Genomic DNA, 22307 nt, shown 5'->3' on the forward strand with positions numbered 1-22307 from the left:
AAGTACGAATGATAATAAGTAGAAAATGGCTTCAACAATATGTTGATATATCTGATTTAACAATCGAAGAAGTTGCGGATAAATTAACCAATAGTGGTTCAGAAGTTGAAGGAATCGAAAGAATGAGTCAAGGTAGTAACCTTGTGATTGGTAAAGTATTAACTTGTGTGGATCATCCAGATAGTGATCATTTGCATGTATGTGAAGTCGATTTAGGTGATAAAGTAACACAAATTGTTTGTGGAGCGCCAAATGTTGCGGCAGGACAAAAGGTCATTGTAGCTCGTCCTGGTGCCGTATTAGCAGGTGGAGAAATCAAAGATGGTGTCATTCGTGGACAAGAGAGCCATGGTATGATTTGTTCTTTATTAGAACTAGGTGTGGATGCGCATCAATTGAGTGAAGACAGCAAGAATGGGATTGAAGTACTGGATGATGATGCGGTTGTAGGGGATGAACATCCTTTGGCATATCTTGGACTTGATGATGAAATTATGGACATTGGTTTAACACCAAATCGTACAGACTGTTTAGCAGCCTGGTCTATGGCTTTAGAAACAGGTGCTGTCTTGAAAAGAGAAGTTAACATTCCTGCAGTGGAAGGGATCGCGGCACAGGGAAGTGCAACGAAGTTAAAAATTCACAGCGAAAGCGAAAAATGTCCATTGTTTTTAGGAAAAGTCATCAATGAAGTAAGCATTAAACCATCTCCAAAATGGATGAAGGAATTATTGATGGCAACGGGTATGAAGTCCATTAACAATGTAGTAGATATTAGTAATATTGTAATGTTAGAAACAGGACAACCTTTACATTTCTATGATATTGATGCGATCAAAGATCAAGAGATCACTGTGAAAGATCATATCCATGAAGACTATACTGCATTGGATGGGGTTACGTATGCATTAAATGATGAAGATATCGTCATTACAAATGCTGGAAAACCAATTGGTATTGCAGGTGTTATGGGTGGAAATGATTCTAAGATTGAAGAGACAACAAAAGGAATCATCATCGAAGCAGCAATCTTCCATCATGTTTCTATAAGAAATACCGCACGTCGTTTAAATCTAAACACGGATGCTAGTGTTCGTTACCAAAAGGGAATCGAACCAATGGCTACCTTTAAGGCAATGGATCGCGCCGTTGAATTGTTAATTGCATATGCAGATGCGAAAGGATTAGAAGAAACTGTACAATTTGGTTCTAATCACTATACACCAGTTACCATTGATGTAAATGTAGCACGTATGAATACATTGTTGGGTACTGACTTTGCGGAATGTGAAGTCATGGAAGTGTTACAGGATTTACACTTGAATCCAATAAAACTTGGAGAAGATCTTCATGTGGAGATTCCAAGTTATCGTACAGATTTATTGATTGAACCAGATATCGCTGAAGAGATTATCCGTATTCTTGGTTATGATCGTTTACCATGTACAATGCCTCAAACAACTTCAACTCTTGGACACTTAAACAAACGTCAAAAATTAAGAAGAAAATTACGTTCTACCTTAAGTGATCTTGGGTATAATGAAGCAGTTACGTATACATTGGTAAGTAAGAAAAAAATTGATGAAGCAGTTATGGGAGATGAACAAGTATATGAATTGGCTTCTCCGATGAGTGAAGATCGTCGTTATATTCGTAATTCTATCCTTCCTGGCTTATTAGATAGTATCGCGTACAACCAGGCAAGAAGTGTAAAAGATATCGCATTGTTTGAAATCAGTAATGCGTATGGCATTGGAAATGTAGAAGAACGACTTTGTGTTGCGGCAAGTGGAGCACTGCATAAGAATCGTTGGCAAAACTATAGTGTTGATGTGGACTTCTATACATTAAAAGGTGTAGTAGAATCGATACTTTCAAGTATTGGATTCGATGAAAAGCGTGTGGTATTCAAAGAAAATCATATCGATTGTAAGAACTTCCACCCATATCGTAGTGCGGAAGTATATTTAGGAAAAGAGTTGTTAGGTATTGTTGGGCAACTTCATCCAATGTTGGCAAAAACATATGATATCAATGATACTATCGCGATGGAAATCAATCTTGAAATTCTTCTTAAGAATAAAGCTAGTAAAGTGAAATTCTCAGAAGTATCAAAATTCCCATCGGTTACACGAGACTTAGCGTTTGTTGTTAAGGAAGATGTAAAAGTTGCGAACATTATCAATAGCATTAAGAAGAATGGAAAACTTGGAAAAGAAAACATTATTCAAAATGTAGAAGTGTTCGATGTTTATACAGGAGAACATGTGGAAAAGGGAAGTAAATCAATCGCGTTGAGTATCACTTTCCAATCCTTTGAAAAGACTCTTAAAGATACTGAAATTAATAGTATTCATGAATTGATTTTAGAAACTTTAAAGAAAGATGTACAAGCAGAATTAAGATCATAATGAAAAAGGCAGCCAATCGGCTGCCTTTGTTATGCTTTGTTTGTACCATGATGTAGTTTGAAGATAAGGATTTGAGGAGGAGCGAATAAACGCATATCGGTTTCTGTTGTCCCTAATCCATTACTAACAAATAAGGTCATCTTATTAATATCATATGTTCCATGATTATACTTCTCTGCACCTGTAACGGTATGTAGAGGACCAAATAAAGGAAGATAAATCTGTCCTCCAAGGGAGTGTCCTGTAATAGCCGTATCAATATATTGTGTATTGATATCATTGTTTTTTAACAAGTCTGGACAATGTGTAATAAGTAAGTTGTATTCATCGTTGTTAATCTTAGAAAATGCGCTAGCAACATCAGGAGTGCCATTTACTAGGGAATCAAGCCCAATCAAAGAGATGCTAGAATTACTTTGGTTACGCAAGCGTACAATGGTATTGGTAATAATTTCAAAGTCACTATTGTATAGAATGGAAGAAACCAAAGTTTTTGTTTCTTCATTCACCAAGTCTTGATCTCCTAAGACTGCGAATTTTCCTAAAGGTGCATCGATACTTTTTAAGATTTCTGTAATCTCAGCGGTAATGGTAGAATCAGGAGCTTTTTTATCAGGAGTATCAAACATATCTCCTCCAAATATCACAACATCACTTCCAGTATCGTTCAATTCAGAAATCATTGAAGTCAATCGCTCTTTATTCATAAAGGAATTGTATTTAATATCACTTATATAAGCGATTTTGATATCGTTCATTTCTGTTGGTATTTTTGTAGATGTTAAATTTTGATAAGATAAATTTACACGATCTACGGATATATATATGGAATAAAAGAACACACCTGCAACCACTAATGCAAGTAATATTAATACAGATACGATTTTAAGTAGACGTTTTACCATAATTTAAGCACCTCATATTCTTTACTATTTTATCATAAATACGTTGGTAAAGAAATGAGAAATATAGAAAAAAGAAGGATAGCTTACGCTATGCTTCTTTTGGAGTTGTATTCTTTTTGTTTGGTGTGCGATTTGTTTTTTGATGTGACGCACGTGATTGCATGATTGCCTGCATCGCTGATTTTGAATTGATGATTACAGGAATTACAATTGGGTTACGATGGGTTTTATTGTAAAGGAATGGTTCAAGTGTTCCTCGTACACAATTCTTCAATTCGGAGAAGGTTGTACGTTGTTGCATCTTTTCTTTTAATGCATTGTGAACAATTGTTTCTGCTTCCTTTAATAATCCTTGAGAATCTTTGATAAAGACAAATCCTCTAGATACAATAACAGGTTTTGTTAAAACCTTGTTCTCTTTTGAATCAATCGCAATGATAACAGAAACAAGTCCATTGTCACCTAGGATTGAACGATCTTTTAATACAGCGGTAGATACACCACTGATATCATTACCATCTACATAGATATCATCTGCCATAATTCTCCAACTTGTCTCTAAAACTTGATGGTTTCTTAAGGTGAGGACATCTCCATTCGCACAAGTAAAGATATTTTCTGGAGGTAATCCAGTTTCAATCGCTGTATCCTTATGCTGTTTTAACATCTTATATTCTCCATGAATTGGCATGAAGTATTTAGGCTTAATCAATTGCAACATCAGTTTTTGTTCTTCTTGAGAAGCATGTCCTGTTGTATGCAAGTTACCAAGAATTGATTTCGTTAATACATTTGCACCTGCACGGAACAACTTGTTCACCACCTGATTTACACTCGCACCATTTCCAGGAATCGGACTTGATGAGAAGATAACTGTATCTCCAGGGATCAACTTGATGTAACGATGTGTTCCATTCGCAATTCGTGATAATGCCGCAAGTGGTTCACCTTGACTACCCGTACAAACGATACAAGTTTTATTTGCAGGGGTATGTGCCAATTGATCAGGGGATAGGAAATGTTGTTCTCCAACCTTAATTTTCCCCATTTTACGTCCAATCGTTACTACATTTTCCATACTGCGTCCAAAGATGATAACTTTACGTCCACAAGCAACCGCAGCTTCTAATATCTGTGAAACACGGTATACATTACTTGCGAATGTAGCTACAATCAATCGACCATTGGTCTTCTTCATAGTATCTAAAATCTCTGCCGCAACTTTCTTTTCAGAAATTGAGAAGTCTGCGACACCAGAATTGGTAGAATCACTCAATAATAAATCTACACCAATCTGTCCCATATAGGCCATCACTTGATAGTCTGCATTGGAACCAACAGGTGTTAAGTCAAACTTGAAGTCTCCTGTATGAACAACGCGTCCATTCGGCGTATTCACTAGAATCCCTAAAGAATCAGGGATGGAGTGTGTTGTGTTAAAGAATCCACATGTGAAATGATTCATCTTTAAAGAACTGCGATCATTGATTTCTATCAATTTCACACTGCGTGACATTTTACGTTCTTCCAATTTTTTATTGATTAACGCAACAGCGAAAGCAGGGGCATAAATAGCTTCGATATCGACACTCTTCAATAGAAAAGGAATACCTCCGATATGATCTTCATGACCATGCGTAATAACTAAAATTTTACGTTTGCGATTATTTTTTACCAAATGATTGTAATCTGGAATAACATAATCCACACCGAGTAAATCATCCTCAGGAAAACGAACACCGGAATCAATGATTAAAATTTCATTTCCGTGTTCAAAGCAGTACATATTTTTACCTACTTCACCTAATCCACCTAGTGCATACACTAGGGTATCGTTACGTTCTGTATTGTTTCTATTATAACTGTTTTTATTCATATCCTGATTTGTTCTCGGTGCATTTGTTTTGTTTGTTTGGTTTATACTCATATAAACTCCTTTCTCATGTTGATATGCACCTCATATCTTTTAATATTATATCATATTTTATAAAAAATAAACCTGATTTGCATTTGTTTTTTTTATGTAAGCGTATATCTTTTTTTAAATCAAAAGAAAATGCTCTACATAGAGCATTTATTCAATGATAATAGCGTCAGGATCTGCTAGCCATGGATCACTCTTGTTGATGCGATCATAAAACAAGATACCTGAGAAATGATCAATTTCATGTTGTAGCACAATGGATAAATAATCATCTGCTTTAATCGTAATTTCTTTATCCTGTAGCATATCGTATCCTTTGACACTCACACGGGCACTTCTTGGTACTAAACCTTCGTGTTCATTCTCTACTGATAAACAACCTTCACCATTTTTTAAATATGCTTTTTGTACAGATTCAGAAATGATTCTAGGGTTTGCTAGTGCATATTCTATACGATTGCCATCTTCATCTTGAACAACCACTGCAAGCATTTTTTTAGGAACACCTAATTGAATGGCCGCAATACCAACGGCTGGTCGTAAATTTTGAGCTTGGGCAAGTTCATCATCCTGCGAATCTCGAACATAGGTTAACATATCGCTTAATAACGCACGATTTTCACTATCTAAAGGCAATTCTACAGGAAGACTCTTTTCACGTACAATTGATTCACTGTCTTTTATTATATCATCATAATTATAACTCATAAGATTCCTCCTTTTCTTACTGTTCTATTTTATACGCTTTTACGAAATAATGGAAGAGTTTTGCCAAATAAAAGTGAAAATCATGATAGAATATGGTATCATAAAAGATATGAATTATGAATAGGAGGGAAAGGAAACGATGCGCAAAAGAAATATACACTTAACATTAAAAATGCCAAAAAGTTTTGATTTTCTTTTACAGTTAACAATCTTGATTTTAATTGCCTTTGGAACGTTGATGATTGCGTCTACTACGGTAGGGCGTGTTGCGGAAGATGGCATTGCGATTGTAGCAATTGTATTTGTGAAACAAGCGATGTTTGTTGTTATGTCCTATATATTAATGACTTTTTTTGCGAATAATTTTTCGATGAGGAATGCAAAAAAGATCCTTCCTATAGCAGCAGTATTTATTATAGGAGCGTTACTATCTACACAGTTGTTTAGGGATGTAAATGGTTCTCATGCATGGATTCGAATCCCACTTCCAGGTACAGAAGTTACGATACAGCCCTCGGAGTTCGCGAAGGTATTTATGATTGTTGCGATGGCGGTGTATGTAGAAGTCGCTGGTCGGAAAAATTGGGATTTTTGGAGAATTGTAAAAGTACCTGTATTCTTTTTTGTTGGTTGTGCAGCAGCAATTCTTCTACAAAAAGATTTTGGTACCTTAATTGTTTTATTTTTGCTTTGTGCAATCTGCTTTTTAATCCCATCACACATCAATATACGAAAACAACAGCGTTGGATTAAAATATTGTTAGTTGTAGCATGTGTTTGTTCTTTGATTGTTATGAGTGGTGTAGGGATTGATTATATCGCAAAGATGCCTTTTATAGGGCATTTTGCAACGCGTATATCCAATGCCATCAATCCATTTCTATCACCACATCTAGATGGATACCAGCCAATCAATGGTTTGTATGGATTAGCTCGCGGTGGTATTACTGGAGTAGGGCTTGGAAATTCTATACAAAAATATGGATATTTAACGCAATCAGATAATGACTACATTTTATCCATTGTGGTAGAAGAGTTGGGTATTTTTGGATTGGCAATTGTAATGATTGGGTATGGAGTGATTATACAAAGGTTATTTTATTATGCCTTCCGTACAAAGAGTGAAGGGTATAAAGTAATCTTAATCGGTACGGCTATGTATATCTTTATTCACTTTGCTTTAAATGTTGGAGGAGTATCTGGACTGATACCATTAACGGGTGTTCCTTTGTTGTTTATATCAAGTGGTGGTTCTTCTTTGATGGCAATCATGAGTGCCATTGGAATATCACAAGCTGTCATATCAAGGATTCGACGTCAAGGTGCGGATGGTATGATAAAAAAGAGTCCCAAGGGGAATGGGGACTCTTTAAGAAAGGGAAGAGGAGAAACAAAGATTGGGGGGTAACAACCTTTCGGTTGCAATAGTATCATTCCCTGATCCTATTGCTTTATACATAAGGAGTTGAAAAAAATGAGAATTGTTGCTGGAGAATATCGATCTCGCGTAATTCAGGCAGTGGATGGACAATCCACAAGGCCTACTACAGATAAAATAAAAGAGGCAATCTTTTCACGTATTGGACCATACTTTGATGGAGGAGAGATGCTTGATTTGTTTGCGGGAAGTGGGAATATGTCTCTAGAGGCAATTTCTAGAGGGATGGACCATTCGCTTATGGTGGACTATCATGGTAAGGCTATCTCCACCATACAACAAAATATTAGATCATTAGACTGTAAAGAAAAGTGTGATGTTTGGAAAATGGATTATAAGAGCGCGCTTCGTAAGGCAAATATAGAGGGGAAGAAGTTTGATCTAGTATATTTAGATCCTCCCTATAAGAAACAACAGATTATGAGTATCTTAACCTATTTGGAAGAAAATGATATGCTTTGTGAACATGGTGATATCGTTTGTGAAAGCTTGAAAGAAGATACTTTTGAAGATGTTGTAGGTAGTCTTGAAAAAGTAAAAGATGTAACGTATGGTATTACGCGTATCACATATTATAAGAAGAGGTAAGTATATGAAAAAAGCAGTATTTCCAGGAAGTTTTGATCCTATTACATTAGGTCATGTTGATATTATCGAACGAGCAGCTCGTTTGTTTGATGAAGTGATTGTGGTGATTTTAAACAATTCTGAAAAACAAACGTTATTTACGCTAGAACAACGTATGACATTTTTAAATCATGCACTACATCATATTCCAAATGTTCGCTGTGAAAGTGATGCTGGACTTACCGTAGAGTTTGCAAAGCGTGAACAAGCATGTGCTATCATACGAGGTGTACGCAGTGTAAAAGATTATGAGTATGAGGTTTCTATTGCCTCATTGAATCATCATATGCTACCTTCTATTGAAACGATAACATTATTTGCAGATCCAAAATATTCCTATGTATCTAGTTCTATGATCCGAGAAATGATGAAATATAATCAAGATGTGAGTGCCTTTGTAAGTGAAGAAGTATACCAGGCGTTAAGGGAGAAAATGTAAGAGACGTGGAGCTAGCGTTTCTTTTCTTTTTGTAAGAATTTCATAGATGGAATGCATAGTAATCACTATGAAAAAATGCTATAATGTACAAGAATATTTGAAACAGAAAGGAGGAATTGGATGAAGCTGAATGTTCTTTTACCAAGCAAAGAAACAGCAAAAGGAAAAAGTATTACGGTCATATGCATGGTGTTAATTGTATTGAGTCTTTATTCCGTTAGTTATTTCCTCTTTATGCGTACCATAGATGTAGATGTGACCAAAGATGCCTCCATAACGTATCGTGGAGAAACAGGCACTGCGAGTGTTAAGGTTGAGAATAAAATGAAAGCCTACAATCAACGAATTCAAGAATTCATGAATTCCATTACATATGAAGTAACACCACAGAGTGAAATTTATAATGATGCCGAGTTGACTATAACTGCAAGCTATGATAAAGAACTTGCTCGTGTATATAATATTCATCCTATCAATACCATACGTAAAGTGAAAGTAAAAGATTTACCCGTTCGTTTTGCTGGTGCTGATGAAATTCCAAAATCCTTATTTAAAGAAATCGCAAGTTATGGTGATACGTATCTAAAGAACAATATCAAATCTATATTGGAAGAGGATTTTACTTCTTTCTATGTGGAATCACAACCGAAATTAGAAAACTATACCTTAACTTATCGTGTATTCTTGGATTCCTTTCAAGGAAGTGTGAAGGATAAAATTATTGATATATATACAGTAAAGGCAAAAGGGGAAGTGAATACTGCAAGTGAGGGGGAAGCTGTTTTAGAAGAAGCGCAAGAAACGATTTATTATATGTTAACATTTAATGAAATTAACACATCTCTCAATATATTAGATGAGAATGTATATGGGGAGAAGATGATTGTTAATACGAGTTATAATATGAGTCTTGAAGAGGATTTCCAAAGGTATATACGTGATAAATATGCGAAGCTTTATAATCTTACGTTTTTAGAAATTGTGAAGAAGTAATAAAAAAAACATGTCGAGCATGTTTTTTTGTTACTTTTGTAAAAGTGCTTGTAATGCGAGCTTGTCTTGATCTTCACTTTCGTTAAATCGTATGATACAAGCATCCTGTTCACTGTAGCGAGGAATCAAATGAATATGGAAATGAGGAACACTTTGTCCTGCAACTTCATTCATATTACTTAAGAAATTCATGCCATTGGCATGGGTCCGCTCCATGATGCGTTTTCCAAGCATCTTAGCGACTTTAGTCATATGCATAAGAATTTCATCATCACAACTTAATAGATTCTCAAAATGCTTCTTTGGGATGATGAGGGTATGTCCTTTTGTTACTTGAGAGATATCTAGAAAAGCCATGACAAGATCATCTTCATAAATACAATAACTAGGTATTTCTTTCTTTACAATCTTACAAAATATACACATATACACCCTTCTTTCTATAGGTTTATTATACCAAAGAATAAATCTATAGAAAAGAAAAAGTCGGTAATCCGACTTAATCTGCTACATATTCTTCGTTAATTGATTTTAATCCATCATAAACATCTTTATCATATACTTCGAAATCATATTTCTTCAAATAAAATATAGATGCAGATGTAGATAAATCTGTAGAACCAGTAGTAACAATTGCGTCAATGGCTTCTTCTTTAAAGGAAGTAGGGTCAATGTTTGTAATGTTTACTACATAGTATTTTTGATTGGTAGTATCTTCTACTACTAAACTTACCAATTCTGCTTTTTCAGCTGTTTTGATTTTATCGAATACAACGGTTGGAAGGGAACTCTTAGAAGTATAAATTGCTTCTTCTCCTTTATACGTTGTTGTGACACCAAATTCACCAGCAGCCTCACTCATGCTTTTTCCACCTTTAACAGCATCCAATGCACTCTGTGCTTTTTCTTTTGACTCTGCTTCAATAATCTCTGCTTTACGAGGAGAATATGTTTTGAATAATGCTTTTTGTTTACTCTCTACATATTTCTTTACCAATCCTTGTTGACGAAGGTTTGGATAAATTTCTTTTTCTTTGTAATCGTCTTCGCTTTCATAACCGTTATCTTTCAAACGTTGTACAAAGTCATCGCCACCACTTGTTTTTAAGGTCGCTAATTGCTCATCAGCTTTTTTCTTCATTTCATCTGTTAAAGCAATCTTTTCTTTGTCTACAACTATATTGATTGCTTCATTTAAGGTATAAGAAGCACCATACGTTGTTTTGATAATATCGAATACTTCGCCTTTGGTGATTTTTTGATCACCGACAGTAACTAATGTATCATCAGATTTGGATACACCAACATAAGCATCTTTACATCCAACTAAGGTAAACACCATGGCAACCGCCATTAAGGATACGAGTTTTTTCATATGTTTGCCTCCTACTCTTCAATATCAAGAGATGTCATAATTTTCTTCTTTATATCATCACTTGCATATTTGATATCTAATTTTTTTGCTGCTTCCCAAACAAATTTGCTATAAATATCACTGTTGTTATTTTGAATTGCTTCATATAAACCAGTTTTGATATCTTTATCTTTTAAAAGCTTTTCTTTATCTGTTTCTTCAACTTTAATCATATGCCAACCTTTATAAGAATCGTTGCTTTCATGAACCCATTCACTAACTTCTCCAGTTTTCATGCTCAACGCTTTATTTTTAAAGCTATCTACATATGTGGTATCGCTATCCATATACCCTAAAGAACCATTGTTTTCTGCTGACGCGCTATCATCGCTATATTTCTTAGCAACTTCTGCGAAGCTATCTCCTTTTGCAAGAGCATCTTCAACTTGTTTAACTTTTTTCTTTTCAGCATCCGTTGGATTTTCAGAATCTTCCATTTTGATTAAGATATGAGATACTTTACGTGGAGATTTTTCCTCATATATAGGGCTAAACAATGCATCTAAATTCTTTGTGATATAATCCTCTGACATTTTGTTGATTTTTACACATAACATTGCGTAATCATCTAATGTATCATAGCTATATCCTAAGTTTGCTAGCTGTGCATTGATATAGGATTTGATATCCGTATACCCATATTGAGACATTCCTGTCTCCGCTTGTGTTAAAAAGTTTGCTTTGTAGTTGGTAGCTTGCGTTTTCAATTCGCTTGTTTCTTTTACGGATTGTGAAATTACAGCAACTTGAAATTTGGTGGAAACTGTAGTACCTCCATAGTTTTTATATAGAGTATCATACAAGGAATCAGCCGTAATATATTTATCACCGCTCAATGTTGCGACGACATCTTTTCCATCGTGTGTTTTCCCACTGACACGATCCTTGTTGGTATCGTATACACAGAAAATGGCAAAACCGATAAAAATCACAGCAACCAATACGACAAACCATTGTCTTTTTAGTATTTCTATCATAAAGTCCTCCTAATTGTTTATTCCGTAATATTATAGTGTATTTGTTCATTGAATGCAATTTTTTCCAAACTTTCACGTAATTTAACACAAATATTCACCTAATTTTCACGGAACTTAAAAAATATGTATATGCTAGGAAATGTAGAATCGTTTGAATTGTAGAAAAGGCGAAAATTTGGTATGATAATACACGCGAGGAAAGGATGATCAATGTGAGTAGTTTATGTATTGAGAATTTACACGTAGATGTAGATGGAAAAGAAATTTTAAAAGGCTTGTCCTTAGTGATAAATAGTGGAGAAACCCATGCTTTGATGGGCCCTAATGGGAATGGAAAATCCACCCTATTAGCAGCCATCATGGGGAACCCAAAATTCCATGTAAGTGAGGGAAGTATCACCCTTGATGGATTCGATGTTTTAGCAATGGAAGTAGATGAGCGTAGCAAAGCTGGTTTGTTTCTTGGAATGCAATATCCAAGTGAAGTAAGTGGAGTCACGAACTCTGATTTTTTACGTGCTGCCATTAATGCTAGAAGAGAACGTCCAGTTCCTTTGTTTACCTTTATTAAAGAAATGGAAAAAACAGTGGCAGATTTGCATATGAAAGAGGATCTTGCACATCGTTTCTTGAACGAAGGATTTAGTGGTGGAGAAAAGAAACGTAATGAAATCGTACAGATGAAAATGTTAAAACCAAACATTGCGATGTTGGATGAAATTGATTCTGGTTTGGATGTAGATGCACTGAAGATTGTTGCGCAAGCAATTCAAGACATGCGTACAAGTGAAGGATTAGGTTTGTTAATCGTATCACATTATGCTCGTTTTTATGATTTATTACAACCGACGCATGCACATGTGCTAGTAGATGGAAAAATCGTTGTAAGCGGTGGAAGTGAACTGGTTGAAAAAATTGATCAGGAAGGATACGACTGGTTAGAACAAGAATATAATGTACACGTTGTTAAAGAAGAACAGAAAGAAGTAGAGCTGCTAGGTACTTGTGCAGTAAAACATAATTAATATGAAATTGCATATTACAGAAGATGTGTTGGAAAAGGTGCAAATTGCACGCAAGGAAGACCTCTTAGAACTACAAATAGACGAACGTGTAAACGCAATGCTATTTGTGACATATGATGGCTTAGATGCCAAACAACGTGTGAACATCCTGTTACAACCAGGAAGTAAGTTGAAAGTTTTACTAAAGAATAACAGCACATCAGGTATCCAACTGGATATCGAAGCTTTTGTGCATAAGGATGCATCTCTTGAACTTGCGTACTGTGATTTAGATCCTAGTGCGTCCACAATCGATGGGATGGTTCATTTATGTGAAGAAGGCGCAAATTGTGACATCAAGAGTGCTTGTATTGTAGAAGGTAACAAGCATTTTAAAGTAGCAATCGAACATGCGACTCCATATACTACAGGAACCATGGAACATTATGCGGTAGTTAAGGAACATGGAAATTACCATATGGAAGCAATCGGTAAAATAAACAAGGGAGCACATGATAGTGTATCTCATCAAACAACGCGTGTATTGACCATGAGTGAACAACACAATAGTGAAGTAGTTCCTTTGTTGTTAATTGATGAAAACGATGTAAAGGCATCTCATGCGACAACCCTAGGACAACCAGATGCGAATCAATTGTATTATCTTCAAACAAGAGGTCTTACAAGAGAACAAGCATTGGGGTTATTAAGCGTTGGGTATATTATGCCAATAGCGCAAATGTTTGACCATGAAGAATGGAAAAATGAATTAAAAAATGAAATTGAAATGAAGGTGGGTCTACATGCTTAATAATGAAAAAATACGCAAAGACTTTCCAATGTTGCAAGGAAAGACGATGCAAGGACATCCATTGGTTTATTTAGACAGTAGTGCAACCACTCTTAAACCTAAAGCTGTGATTGATGCGGTGGTTAATTATTATGAAAACTATTCCGCAAATGCACATCGAGGAGATTATGATTTAAGCTATTATGTAGATAAAGAGTACGAAGAGACAAGAGCCGATATAGCTTCATTTCTTCATGCGTTACCAGAAGAGATTATTTATACGAGTGGCGCAAGTGAAGGATTGAACTTAGTTGCGTATGGGTATGGAAGAAAATATCTACAAGAAGGAGATATCATTCTAACAACCGAAGCAGAACACGCTTCTTGTATTCTACCTTGGATGCGTGTAGCGCAAGAAACAGGAGCATTCCTAGAATATATCCCATTAGATGAAGAAGGACGTTTTGACTTTGAAGCGTTTGAACAGATGATGAATCCAGCAGTAAAAGTGATTTCGATTGCACAGATTACCAATGTGCTAGGGTATATATTACCAGTGGCACAAATATGTGAGATTGCTCATCAGTATGGCGCTATTGTAGTTGTAGATGGAGCACAAAGTGTTCCACACATTTCCATCGATGTAAAAGCATTGGATTGTGATTTCCTAGCGTTCTCTGCACATAAGATGTGTGGACCAACCGGAATTGGTGTCCTTTATGGAAAGAAAGATCTATTAGAGATGATGGATCCACTGTTCTTAGGTGGGGATAGCAATGCTCGCTATGATATGGAAGGAAATATCCTTTTAAAGGATGTACCATATCGTTTTGAAAGTGGTACACAACCGATAGAAGGAATCTTCGGGTTACATGCGGCAATCCGTTATCTTAGTGAAATTGGATTAGAAAACATTCATGCATATGAACAAGAACTTCATAAGTATGCAATCGATAAACTAGTAAAGATGGATCATATTGAAGTCTATAACCCAAACAATGATACTGGAATTATTACCTTTAATGTAAAAGGTGTATTTGCTCAAGATGCTGCTAGTTTCTTTAATGCAAATGGAATTTGTGTTCGTAGTGGACAACATTGTTCTAAGTTGTTAGGAAATCAATTACATGCGGATGCTACCATACGAGCTAGTTTGTATTTATACACATCCAAAGAGGATATCGATGCCTTTTTAACAGTATGTGAAAAAGCATCAATGGAAACATGCTTAGATATATTTTTTTAGGAGGTCGCTAGAATGAACGATGCATTAAAAGATCCTATGGTCTTACGCCAAATTATCATGGATCATTATGAATACCCAAGAAATCATACATTAACAAAAGATCAAGGGTATGGTGAAAAACATATGGCTTCTGATTCTTGTATCGATGATATTTATGTACAAAGTAAGATTTGTGATGGAGTTGTGGAGGATATCCGCTTCGATGGTGTAGCGTGTACGATCTCCACAGCTTCCACTTCTATAATGAGTGAACTCTTACAAGGAAAACGTACTGATGAAGCAAAAGTTATCATCGAGGAATATTTTTCTATGATTGATCAAAAAGAATATGATGAAGACCTGTTACAAGAAGCAATTGCTTTTCAAAATGTTGGAAAACAAGCAAATCGTATCAAGTGTGCTACCATTGGATGGAAAGCAATGAAAGAACTCATTGAAGAAAGTGAGGAGTCTTAATGAATGAAAAACAGCTTCCTTTGGAAGATGAATATAAATATGGGTTTCATGATAAAGACACAAGTCTTTATAAAACGGATAAAGGTTTAACAAGAGAAACGGTAATGGAAATATCTCATATAAAAGAGGAACCACAGTGGATGTTGGACTTTCGTCTTAAAGCATTTGAAACATTTGAAAAAATGCCAATGCAAACCTGGGGACCAGATTTATCAGATTTAAACTTTGATGATTATACATACTATATCAAACCAAGTGATCGAACAGAAAAGAGTTGGGATGATGTACCAGAAACCATTAAGGATACATTTGATAAACTAGGAATACCAGATGCAGAAAAGGATTTTTTAGCAGGAGTTACTACCCAATATGATAGCGAAGCTGTTTATCATAATATGTTGGAAGAGGTAGAAGAAAAAGGCGTTATCTTCTTAGATACGGATACCGCTTTGAAAGAACATCCAGATTTATTTAAGAAATACTTTGGAACCCTTGTGCCATATAGTGATAATAAATTTTCAGCTTTAAATAGTTGTGTTTGGAGTGGTGGTAGCTTTATTTATGTCCCTAAAGGTGTAAAGTTAGACAAACCTCTACAATCCTATTTCCGTATCAATACAGAACGTATGGGACAATTTGAACGTACGTTAATCATTGTGGATGAAGGTGCGGATATACATTATGTAGAAGGGTGTACAGCTCCTGTATATTCAAAGGATTCTTTGCATGCGGCAGTGGTAGAAATCTTTGTGCATAAGAATGCACGATGTCGTTATTCTACCGTACAAAACTGGAGTGATAACATTATCAATCTAGTAACCAAACGTGCAAAAGTATTTGAAAATGGAAGTATGGAGTGGATTGATGGAAATATTGGTTCTCAAACCAATATGAAATATCCTGCTTGTATATTAGCAGAACCTTATGCACGAGGAACTTGTATTTCGATTGCGGTAGCCGCAAGAAAACAAGTACAGGATGCAGGTGCTAAAATGATTCATCTGGCACCTCATACCTACAGCAATATTATATCGAAATCTGTATCAAGGATTGGTGGAGAAGTGAACTATCGTGGACTTATCTATCATGGACCAAATGCGGCATACGCCAAAAGCAAGGTAGAATGTGATACCTTAATCCTAGATAAACAATCACGTAGTGATACGATTCCAACCAATGTATCAAAAAACATGACATCACAAATTGAACACGAGGCAACCGTTTCTAATATTAGTGAGGAACAATTGTTCTATTTGATGTCCCGAGGCTTATCTCGCTCACAAGCTACAGAGATGATTGTTATGGGATTCTTAGAACCATTCACAAGAGAATTGCCTATGGAATATGCAGTGGAATTAAATCAACTTTTAAAACTCGATATGAGTGAGTCCATCGGATAATGAAAACAGACGTTAGAAAAGAAATGTTGAGCGTGCGAAATGCACTTTCAAAAGAACAAATCCAAACCAATAGTGAACGTATATGTCAATGCCTCTTACCATACTTAAAGGGGAATGTTGGATTGTATTACGCATATGGAAGTGAAGTTAATCTTACACCTTTATTGGAAAATAAAAACGTTTCCTTTGCACTACCAAAGACATTTCCAGATCATACGATTCGTTTTTATCAAGTCGATGAACATACAAGCTTTAGTGTTGGAAGTTATGGTATTCGTGAACCCAAAGATGCTAGGGAAGTGGAAACATTGGATGTTTTATTGATTCCACTTGTGGCCTTCGATGAACAATGCAATCGTTTGGGACATGGTGCTGGGTATTATGATCGTTATCTCGAACATTTCCAAGGATTAAAGATAGGTGTTGCACATGAATGTCAAAAGGTGGAAGATGTTTTTGAAGAAGCGCATGATATTCCTCTGGATATGATTGTGAGTGAACACAAAATATATAAAAACATGAACTTTTAGAAGCCCATGTTTTTTTTCTATCTTAAAGAACTAAATCATTATTTTTTTATGATGTATTGGTCAAAAAGTTCTTTGTTGTAGGCATCTGCACCATCCATATTACTAGAACGAAATACTGGCGCAGGCATTTTTTGTTCACGTAGAAGTTCAACAAAGCGACCGATGATACATTGGGATAAATAACACCCCGTAAGTGTAGAAATAGGTCCCATTTTGATTGTATCATCTATTTCGACACCAGCATCACCTAGTGGTGCCATATTATCCAGTACGATATCTGCACATTCAAATAGACGAAGACCGCTCTTGTGACGACTTTGAATACGTTTACTATGCGTTAGAGAAGTAATCGCAATGAGATGTGCACCTTTTTGTTTTGCCCGTAATGCATATTCAATTACCAAAGGATTTCTACCAGAATTGCTTGTCATAATAATCACATCATCTTTTTCTATGGTATAAACTTCATCAAGTACATCAGCATAAGATTCATTACGTTCAAGATGCGTACTCTTTGTTGGGTGTGTAGCAAGTGTCATTTCGATTTCTACGATAGGAAATATTTTGGCAAATCCGCCAGCTCTTGCGTATAAATCTTGTCCTATCATATGGGAGTGTCCAGTTCCAAAGGTGTAGATTTTCTTTTGTTTTTGTTCACAGGCAAACAATACTTGAGCAGCTTTTTCCATTGCCTGTACATTTCTTTGGTGTGTTTCCTCTAGTGTATCCTTCACAAACGTGTGATAAGCATCCATAAACTCCATAAATTATCCTCCTTTAGTCTCATGAACTTGCGTTTTTGATTTTATACTCTTTTTTACAAGATTTAGATGAACTTCTTTATATCTATATGGTAGCATTTTAATTTATAAATGCAACTTCATTTTCATTTATAAATGGAGTTATGGAAGCACAAAGAAGAGAAAGAACAGCCCTAAAAAATATCATATGTAAAGTTAAATGTGCTATAATTGTTACACCTTTATTGATAGAAGATAGTTATGTGAAGATCTCCTTTTCAGATACTGTTTTGCAAAGTTTTTATAAAGATACTCAGGAAGTAAGGTGATACGATGGAACAAAAAGACACATTATATCATATGGTATATGAGCATTTAAAACACGATATATTACAATCAAAATATAAAACAGGTGAAAAACTTCCTTCTTTGAAAGAGTTATGTGAATACTACCAAGTTGGAAGAAATACGATGCGTTACGCAATACATTTATTAGAAGAGATAGGATTTGTTATGCCAGCGCAAGGATCCAATCATATCGTGATATATAACATTGATGATTTTGAATACAATCGAGCATATCGTCTTATGATTATATCAAAGTGTCAAACAGCACATGAAGTATTAAGAATACTCGGGCTGATTATGCCTTTGATTGCACAAGAGGCTTTGTCTAAAAGTAGTAGTCAAGATCAAAATAAAATGTTAGAAATTATCGAACACATCGAGAAAGATAAAAATGCAAATCCTAATATATTATTAGAACAATTGATGAAATTATATACGTTGGCATTTACGAATTTAAATAATGCTATGTTTTTAAATTTGTTTCAAACAATGATGAGTTTTATTACAATACCAATCAACACAAGTGATAGCAATCGTTTCACAAGTAGATATATACAAAAGAAAATACGAGTAGCGGCTATGCATAATTTCAAAAAAGCATTAAATGGTAAAACGCTTGTTTTGAAAAAAATCATTCCAATCTTTACCACTATGGTAGATAAAGGAGGAGATCGATTTTGTAAAGAGCATTGTAGTGATCTAAAAGAGTTTGATCCAATCGGTTTTGAATGGAGAGCTGAACTTCAACAACGTTATTTATACAATCAAGTAAGTGTAGATATCCTCCATAATATGACGGCTACAGACTTAAAAATTGGAGATAAACTTCCTTCTATTGAGGAACTAGGAAAAACATATGGAGTATCCAAAAATACGATTATGAAATCTATTGAGGAATTGCGTTTATATGGCATTGTGCAGTCAGTTAATGGAATAGGGACAATTCTTGTATATGATAAGAATACAAATCTTCAAGAAATTTTACAAAAGCCTCATGTACAAAATAATCTTGCGATATTTCATGAAATGCTTGAGCTTTCTAAATGGATACTTGCATCTTTTCAAAAGAAACAATTCAAAAGGATTTCACAAGATGTTTGTGAAAAGATTCTTTTTGATTTAGAAGAAAGCTTTTCTATACAACCTATTTTGAATATGATTTGCGAAAGTTATAATCCTACACTATCTTATATTTTTAAACAAATGAGTGATTCTTTTGTTTGGCAAGTATTTACTATGTTATTGAAACAACAAGATAGTTATGGAGTTCCTAGCGAAGAAACAAAGAGTGAAATAAAATTGGCTCTTAGAAATATGAATATGGAAACTGTACAAAAACTAATAATTCAAATTTTAGATCATTATGAAAGAATACTTTCTGAAGAAGTGCTTTAAGCAAAAGAATATATTAGTGTACTCAAAAGGTTTGCGAAACGGAACAAACGCAATGTCGTATGTTCCGTTTTCTTTTGTGTATAAGAATAAGGGTTTTCATACATTGTATAAAGTTTTCTGTACAACGTTTAATAATATGCTTTATTTGTTGACCGGTACTATGATAGGAAAGCTTATTAAAAAAATTACAAATTTATCTTGAAAATTGTATTGCTTTAGATTACTATAATAGTGTGAAGTACTAATTAGTACAAGGTTATATTATTCTGGTAATACATGGTGATAGAAGGGGATCATTTTTATGATAGACGTAATTGATTTTAATATGCATACATTACACAAGTGCAAAAAAAGTGAGAAAGCAATTTATGCTATGCTACCTTTTTTTCAAGATACCGTTTTGATGGGAGACTCTTTAGCGGAATCTATTTTGGATTATCGGTTGCTTAGAAAAAATAATGTCATTGCCAAACGTGGTAGAAGTGTAGATATGATAGATGGGGATATGTTACGCGTGATTGCCTTACAACCAAAAATTATATTTATGGAATATGGGAAAAATGATATTTATCGTTTTCGTGGAGATGAAGTTGCTTTTATTGAAAAATATAAAGAACAAATTCGACGTTTATATGCACATGATATAACAAACATTTATATTAATTCGATCATTCCTATGCGTAGTGATACACTTGCAAAATTTGGAGGTGTCACGGTGATTGCTAGATTCAATAATGCGTTAAGGACGATGTGCGAAGAAATGGATCTTACATTTATTGACAATAGTTATTTGATGCAATGGGAAGATGATATATTTGAGTATGATGGAATCCATCCTAAATATCCGTATTATCCTAAATGGTTACAAAATATTATAAAAGTTGCAAATTTAAAAAGTGATGAATAAGAAAGAGCTGACACCGTCAGCTCTTATTTAATATAGGTTGTTAGAATAGTTTGTAATTCTTCAGGATATTCTTCTATCCAGTTTACATAAGTTGTAGTATGCTTGCTTACTTGATTTGCAATGCTTTCCAGGAAACAGCAAACATCTTCTTCTAGGATAACACCTTTTGTTTCTCCAAAGGTAGCATGCAATAAAGCTTCCTTACCATGAATGCTTAATGTATAAGCAGGGAATGCTTGTTTATCGATAACTTTAACGGTTCCTTGAAATCCTAATGGTCCGATTTGATTCGTACCACAAGAACTTGGACATCCTGAAATAAAGATACGAGGAAGAACATGATCCGCATATTCTTTTTCTCTTAAATACATGATTGCTTCTTTCAGTGTGCCTTGTGAATCACGTAAACCAACTTGGCAAGTAGATGCGCCAATACAAGCAACGCTTTCTTCAAATTCATTACGTGCGCCATCCTTTGTAATATTTAAAACAAGCTTGGCTTCGTCTGCTGTACAGTTTACAATGTATACTCCTTCTTGTGGAGTAATACGAAGTTCCACATCTTCCATATCCTTAATTACTTCATAAATATCGGATAACTTCTTTGGTGTAAGGGTTCCGCCAATTGGATGATAGAAAACAGCAAATAATCCAGTTTGTTTTTGTGGCGTAACTCTACGATCTACAATATTTCCATTTCCTGTTTTATGAACAATTCTTTCTTCCACTTGAAGTTTTAATTGTTCACCAGCAAATGCATTTTCTACCTTCTTCTGAAACTCCTCTATCAAACCATCTTTTCCAAGAACTTCTTGTAGATAACGAGTTCTTGCTTTTGCACGATTTTCATAGTTCCCATATTGCATAAAAATTAAAACCATAGCGGATACATAATATAAGATATCTTCTCCAGCTACATGATGTCCTACTTTTACTCCCATTTTTGGATTGTTTCCAAGACCACCAGCACAATATACATCGAAGGTATGATCACTGTTGGCTACAAACCCTAAATCTCTAAAAGTCGCATGAGTTTCATTTTTATCATTGTTACTAAATCCAATCTTTAATTTTCTAGGTAATGAAAATTTATTGATGAGTGTTAACATATAGTCTCCAACAGCTTGCGCATAGGGGATGACATCAAAGGTTTCCTGAGGGTCACATCCACTTAATGGAGAACACATGACATTACGAGGAAAATCTCCTCCACCTCCACGACATACAATGTCATGATGTAAGGCATCCAACATGATATCGGAAATTTCCATACCACTCAAATCATGAAGCTGAATAGTTTGACAAGTAGTAAAGTGTGCTTTATTCACTTGATGCTTTTCACAGGCATCAATAACAAATTTTAATTTATCTTTCGTGACAATTCCTTGATTCATACGCAGACGAAGCATAAAGCTTTGTCCACCTCGTTGTGCATAACTACCAAATCCACCAGAATATCCTTTATAATCTTTTACACTGATTTCTTTGTTGATGAACTGCTTTGTTTTCTCATGAAATTCATGTATTTCTTGTTCTAGTTCTTGATAAAGTTCTTTGTTCATAATGCCGCTCCTTTGCAAAGTTGTTTATGTATACATGATACCACAAAACAAACATTTCATAAAAAAACTTCTGCTTATACCATCATAAGCAAT

At 34.9% G+C, this 22307-nt stretch carries 21 protein-coding genes; 13 read left to right on the plus strand and 8 right to left on the minus strand.

Annotated elements, in window-relative coordinates; translation table 11 throughout:
* Positions 1–8: 8 nt before the first annotated feature.
* Entirely contained in the window at positions 9–2411 is a 2403-nt protein-coding gene (gene pheT, locus ACWG42_RS06590; RefSeq protein WP_455791021.1) for a phenylalanine--tRNA ligase subunit beta, read from the plus strand.
* Positions 2412–2440: 29 nt separating this feature from the next.
* Here pheT and ACWG42_RS06595 read toward each other — a convergent pair whose 3' ends face one another.
* The 3 genes from ACWG42_RS06595 to def form a co-directional block, all read right to left on the minus strand.
* Positions 2441–3316, minus strand: coding sequence for a metallophosphoesterase (locus ACWG42_RS06595; RefSeq protein WP_455791023.1), 876 nt, complete (start codon positions 3314–3316; stop codon positions 2441–2443).
* An 88-nt stretch (positions 3317–3404) separates the two neighbouring features.
* Complete coding sequence (gene rnjA, locus ACWG42_RS06600) at positions 3405–5243, minus strand: ribonuclease J1 (protein WP_455791024.1); 1839 nt, start codon at positions 5241–5243, stop codon at positions 3405–3407.
* A 147-nt stretch (positions 5244–5390) separates the two neighbouring features.
* Entirely contained in the window at positions 5391–5948 is a 558-nt protein-coding gene (gene def, locus ACWG42_RS06605) for a peptide deformylase (RefSeq protein ID WP_455791026.1), read from the minus strand.
* Positions 5949–6087: 139 nt separating this feature from the next.
* Here def and ACWG42_RS06610 point away from each other — a divergent pair, with 139 nt between their 5' ends.
* From ACWG42_RS06610 to ACWG42_RS06625, 4 genes are all read left to right on the plus strand, one after another.
* On the plus strand, positions 6088–7356 hold the full coding sequence (locus ACWG42_RS06610) for an FtsW/RodA/SpoVE family cell cycle protein (protein WP_455791028.1): 1269 nt from the start codon (positions 6088–6090) through the stop codon (positions 7354–7356).
* A 57-nt stretch (positions 7357–7413) separates the two neighbouring features.
* Entirely contained in the window at positions 7414–7974 is a 561-nt protein-coding gene (rsmD, locus tag ACWG42_RS06615) for a 16S rRNA (guanine(966)-N(2))-methyltransferase RsmD (protein WP_455791030.1), read from the plus strand.
* 4 nt (positions 7975–7978) lie between these two features.
* Complete coding sequence (gene coaD / locus ACWG42_RS06620) at positions 7979–8452, plus strand: pantetheine-phosphate adenylyltransferase (RefSeq protein WP_455791032.1); 474 nt, start codon at positions 7979–7981, stop codon at positions 8450–8452.
* Positions 8453–8572: 120 nt separating this feature from the next.
* Entirely contained in the window at positions 8573–9445 is an 873-nt protein-coding gene (locus ACWG42_RS06625; RefSeq protein ID WP_455791033.1) for a hypothetical protein, read from the plus strand.
* Between the two features lie 30 nt (positions 9446–9475).
* Here ACWG42_RS06625 and ACWG42_RS06630 read toward each other — a convergent pair whose 3' ends face one another.
* The 3 genes from ACWG42_RS06630 to ACWG42_RS06640 all read right to left on the minus strand — a co-directional run bounded on the left by ACWG42_RS06630 (position 9476) and on the right by ACWG42_RS06640 (position 11836).
* Entirely contained in the window at positions 9476–9871 is a 396-nt protein-coding gene (locus ACWG42_RS06630) for an HIT family protein (protein ID WP_455791035.1), read from the minus strand.
* Positions 9872–9944: 73 nt separating this feature from the next.
* The gene (locus ACWG42_RS06635; protein WP_455791037.1) at positions 9945–10820 is read right to left on the minus strand and encodes a peptidyl-prolyl cis-trans isomerase; all 876 of its coding nucleotides are present in this window, start codon (positions 10818–10820) and stop codon (positions 9945–9947) included.
* Between the two features lie 11 nt (positions 10821–10831).
* A complete protein-coding gene (locus ACWG42_RS06640; protein WP_455791039.1) occupies positions 10832–11836 on the minus strand; it encodes a peptidylprolyl isomerase in 1005 nt (334 codons plus the stop codon).
* A 212-nt stretch (positions 11837–12048) separates the two neighbouring features.
* Here ACWG42_RS06640 and sufC point away from each other — a divergent pair, with 212 nt between their 5' ends.
* From sufC to ACWG42_RS06670, 6 genes are read left to right on the plus strand one after another with little or no spacing between them, the layout of a single operon-like run.
* Complete coding sequence (gene sufC, locus ACWG42_RS06645) at positions 12049–12861, plus strand: Fe-S cluster assembly ATPase SufC (RefSeq protein WP_455791040.1); 813 nt, start codon at positions 12049–12051, stop codon at positions 12859–12861.
* A 1-nt stretch (position 12862) separates the two neighbouring features.
* Complete coding sequence (locus tag ACWG42_RS06650) at positions 12863–13651, plus strand: SufB/SufD family protein (RefSeq protein WP_455791042.1); 789 nt, start codon at positions 12863–12865, stop codon at positions 13649–13651.
* Positions 13644–14876, plus strand: a complete 1233-nt coding sequence (locus ACWG42_RS06655; protein WP_455791044.1) for an aminotransferase class V-fold PLP-dependent enzyme — start codon at positions 13644–13646, stop codon at positions 14874–14876. Before ACWG42_RS06650 ends, ACWG42_RS06655 begins: the two co-directional genes overlap by 8 nt.
* A 12-nt stretch (positions 14877–14888) precedes the next feature.
* A complete protein-coding gene (gene sufU / locus ACWG42_RS06660; protein ID WP_455791045.1) occupies positions 14889–15332 on the plus strand; it encodes a Fe-S cluster assembly sulfur transfer protein SufU in 444 nt (147 codons plus the stop codon).
* Positions 15332–16732, plus strand: a complete 1401-nt coding sequence (gene sufB, locus ACWG42_RS06665) for a Fe-S cluster assembly protein SufB (protein WP_455791047.1) — start codon at positions 15332–15334, stop codon at positions 16730–16732. Before sufU ends, sufB begins: the two co-directional genes overlap by 1 nt.
* A complete protein-coding gene (locus ACWG42_RS06670; protein ID WP_455791049.1) occupies positions 16732–17262 on the plus strand; it encodes a 5-formyltetrahydrofolate cyclo-ligase in 531 nt (176 codons plus the stop codon). The genes sufB and ACWG42_RS06670 overlap by 1 nt, the downstream gene beginning before the upstream one ends.
* 38 nt (positions 17263–17300) lie before the next feature.
* On the opposite strand, the gene ACWG42_RS06675 is transcribed toward ACWG42_RS06670, so the two are convergent.
* Positions 17301–18026, minus strand: a complete 726-nt coding sequence (locus ACWG42_RS06675) for an SIS domain-containing protein (protein ID WP_455791050.1) — start codon at positions 18024–18026, stop codon at positions 17301–17303.
* Between the two features lie 309 nt (positions 18027–18335).
* On the opposite strand from ACWG42_RS06675, the gene ACWG42_RS06680 reads away from it, so the two are divergent.
* Together ACWG42_RS06680 and ACWG42_RS06685 are read left to right on the plus strand one after the other, a co-directional pair.
* Positions 18336–19745, plus strand: a complete 1410-nt coding sequence (locus ACWG42_RS06680) for a GntR family transcriptional regulator (protein WP_455791052.1) — start codon at positions 18336–18338, stop codon at positions 19743–19745.
* Positions 19746–20046: 301 nt separating this feature from the next.
* A complete protein-coding gene (locus tag ACWG42_RS06685) occupies positions 20047–20652 on the plus strand; it encodes a GDSL-type esterase/lipase family protein (protein WP_455791054.1) in 606 nt (201 codons plus the stop codon).
* 23 nt (positions 20653–20675) lie between these two features.
* On the opposite strand, the gene ACWG42_RS06690 is transcribed toward ACWG42_RS06685, so the two are convergent.
* Entirely contained in the window at positions 20676–22214 is a 1539-nt protein-coding gene (locus ACWG42_RS06690; protein ID WP_455791056.1) for a nitrite/sulfite reductase, read from the minus strand.
* Between the last annotated feature and the right edge of the window lie 93 nt (positions 22215–22307).

The organism is Amedibacillus sp. YH-ame10, from assembly GCF_053848885.1.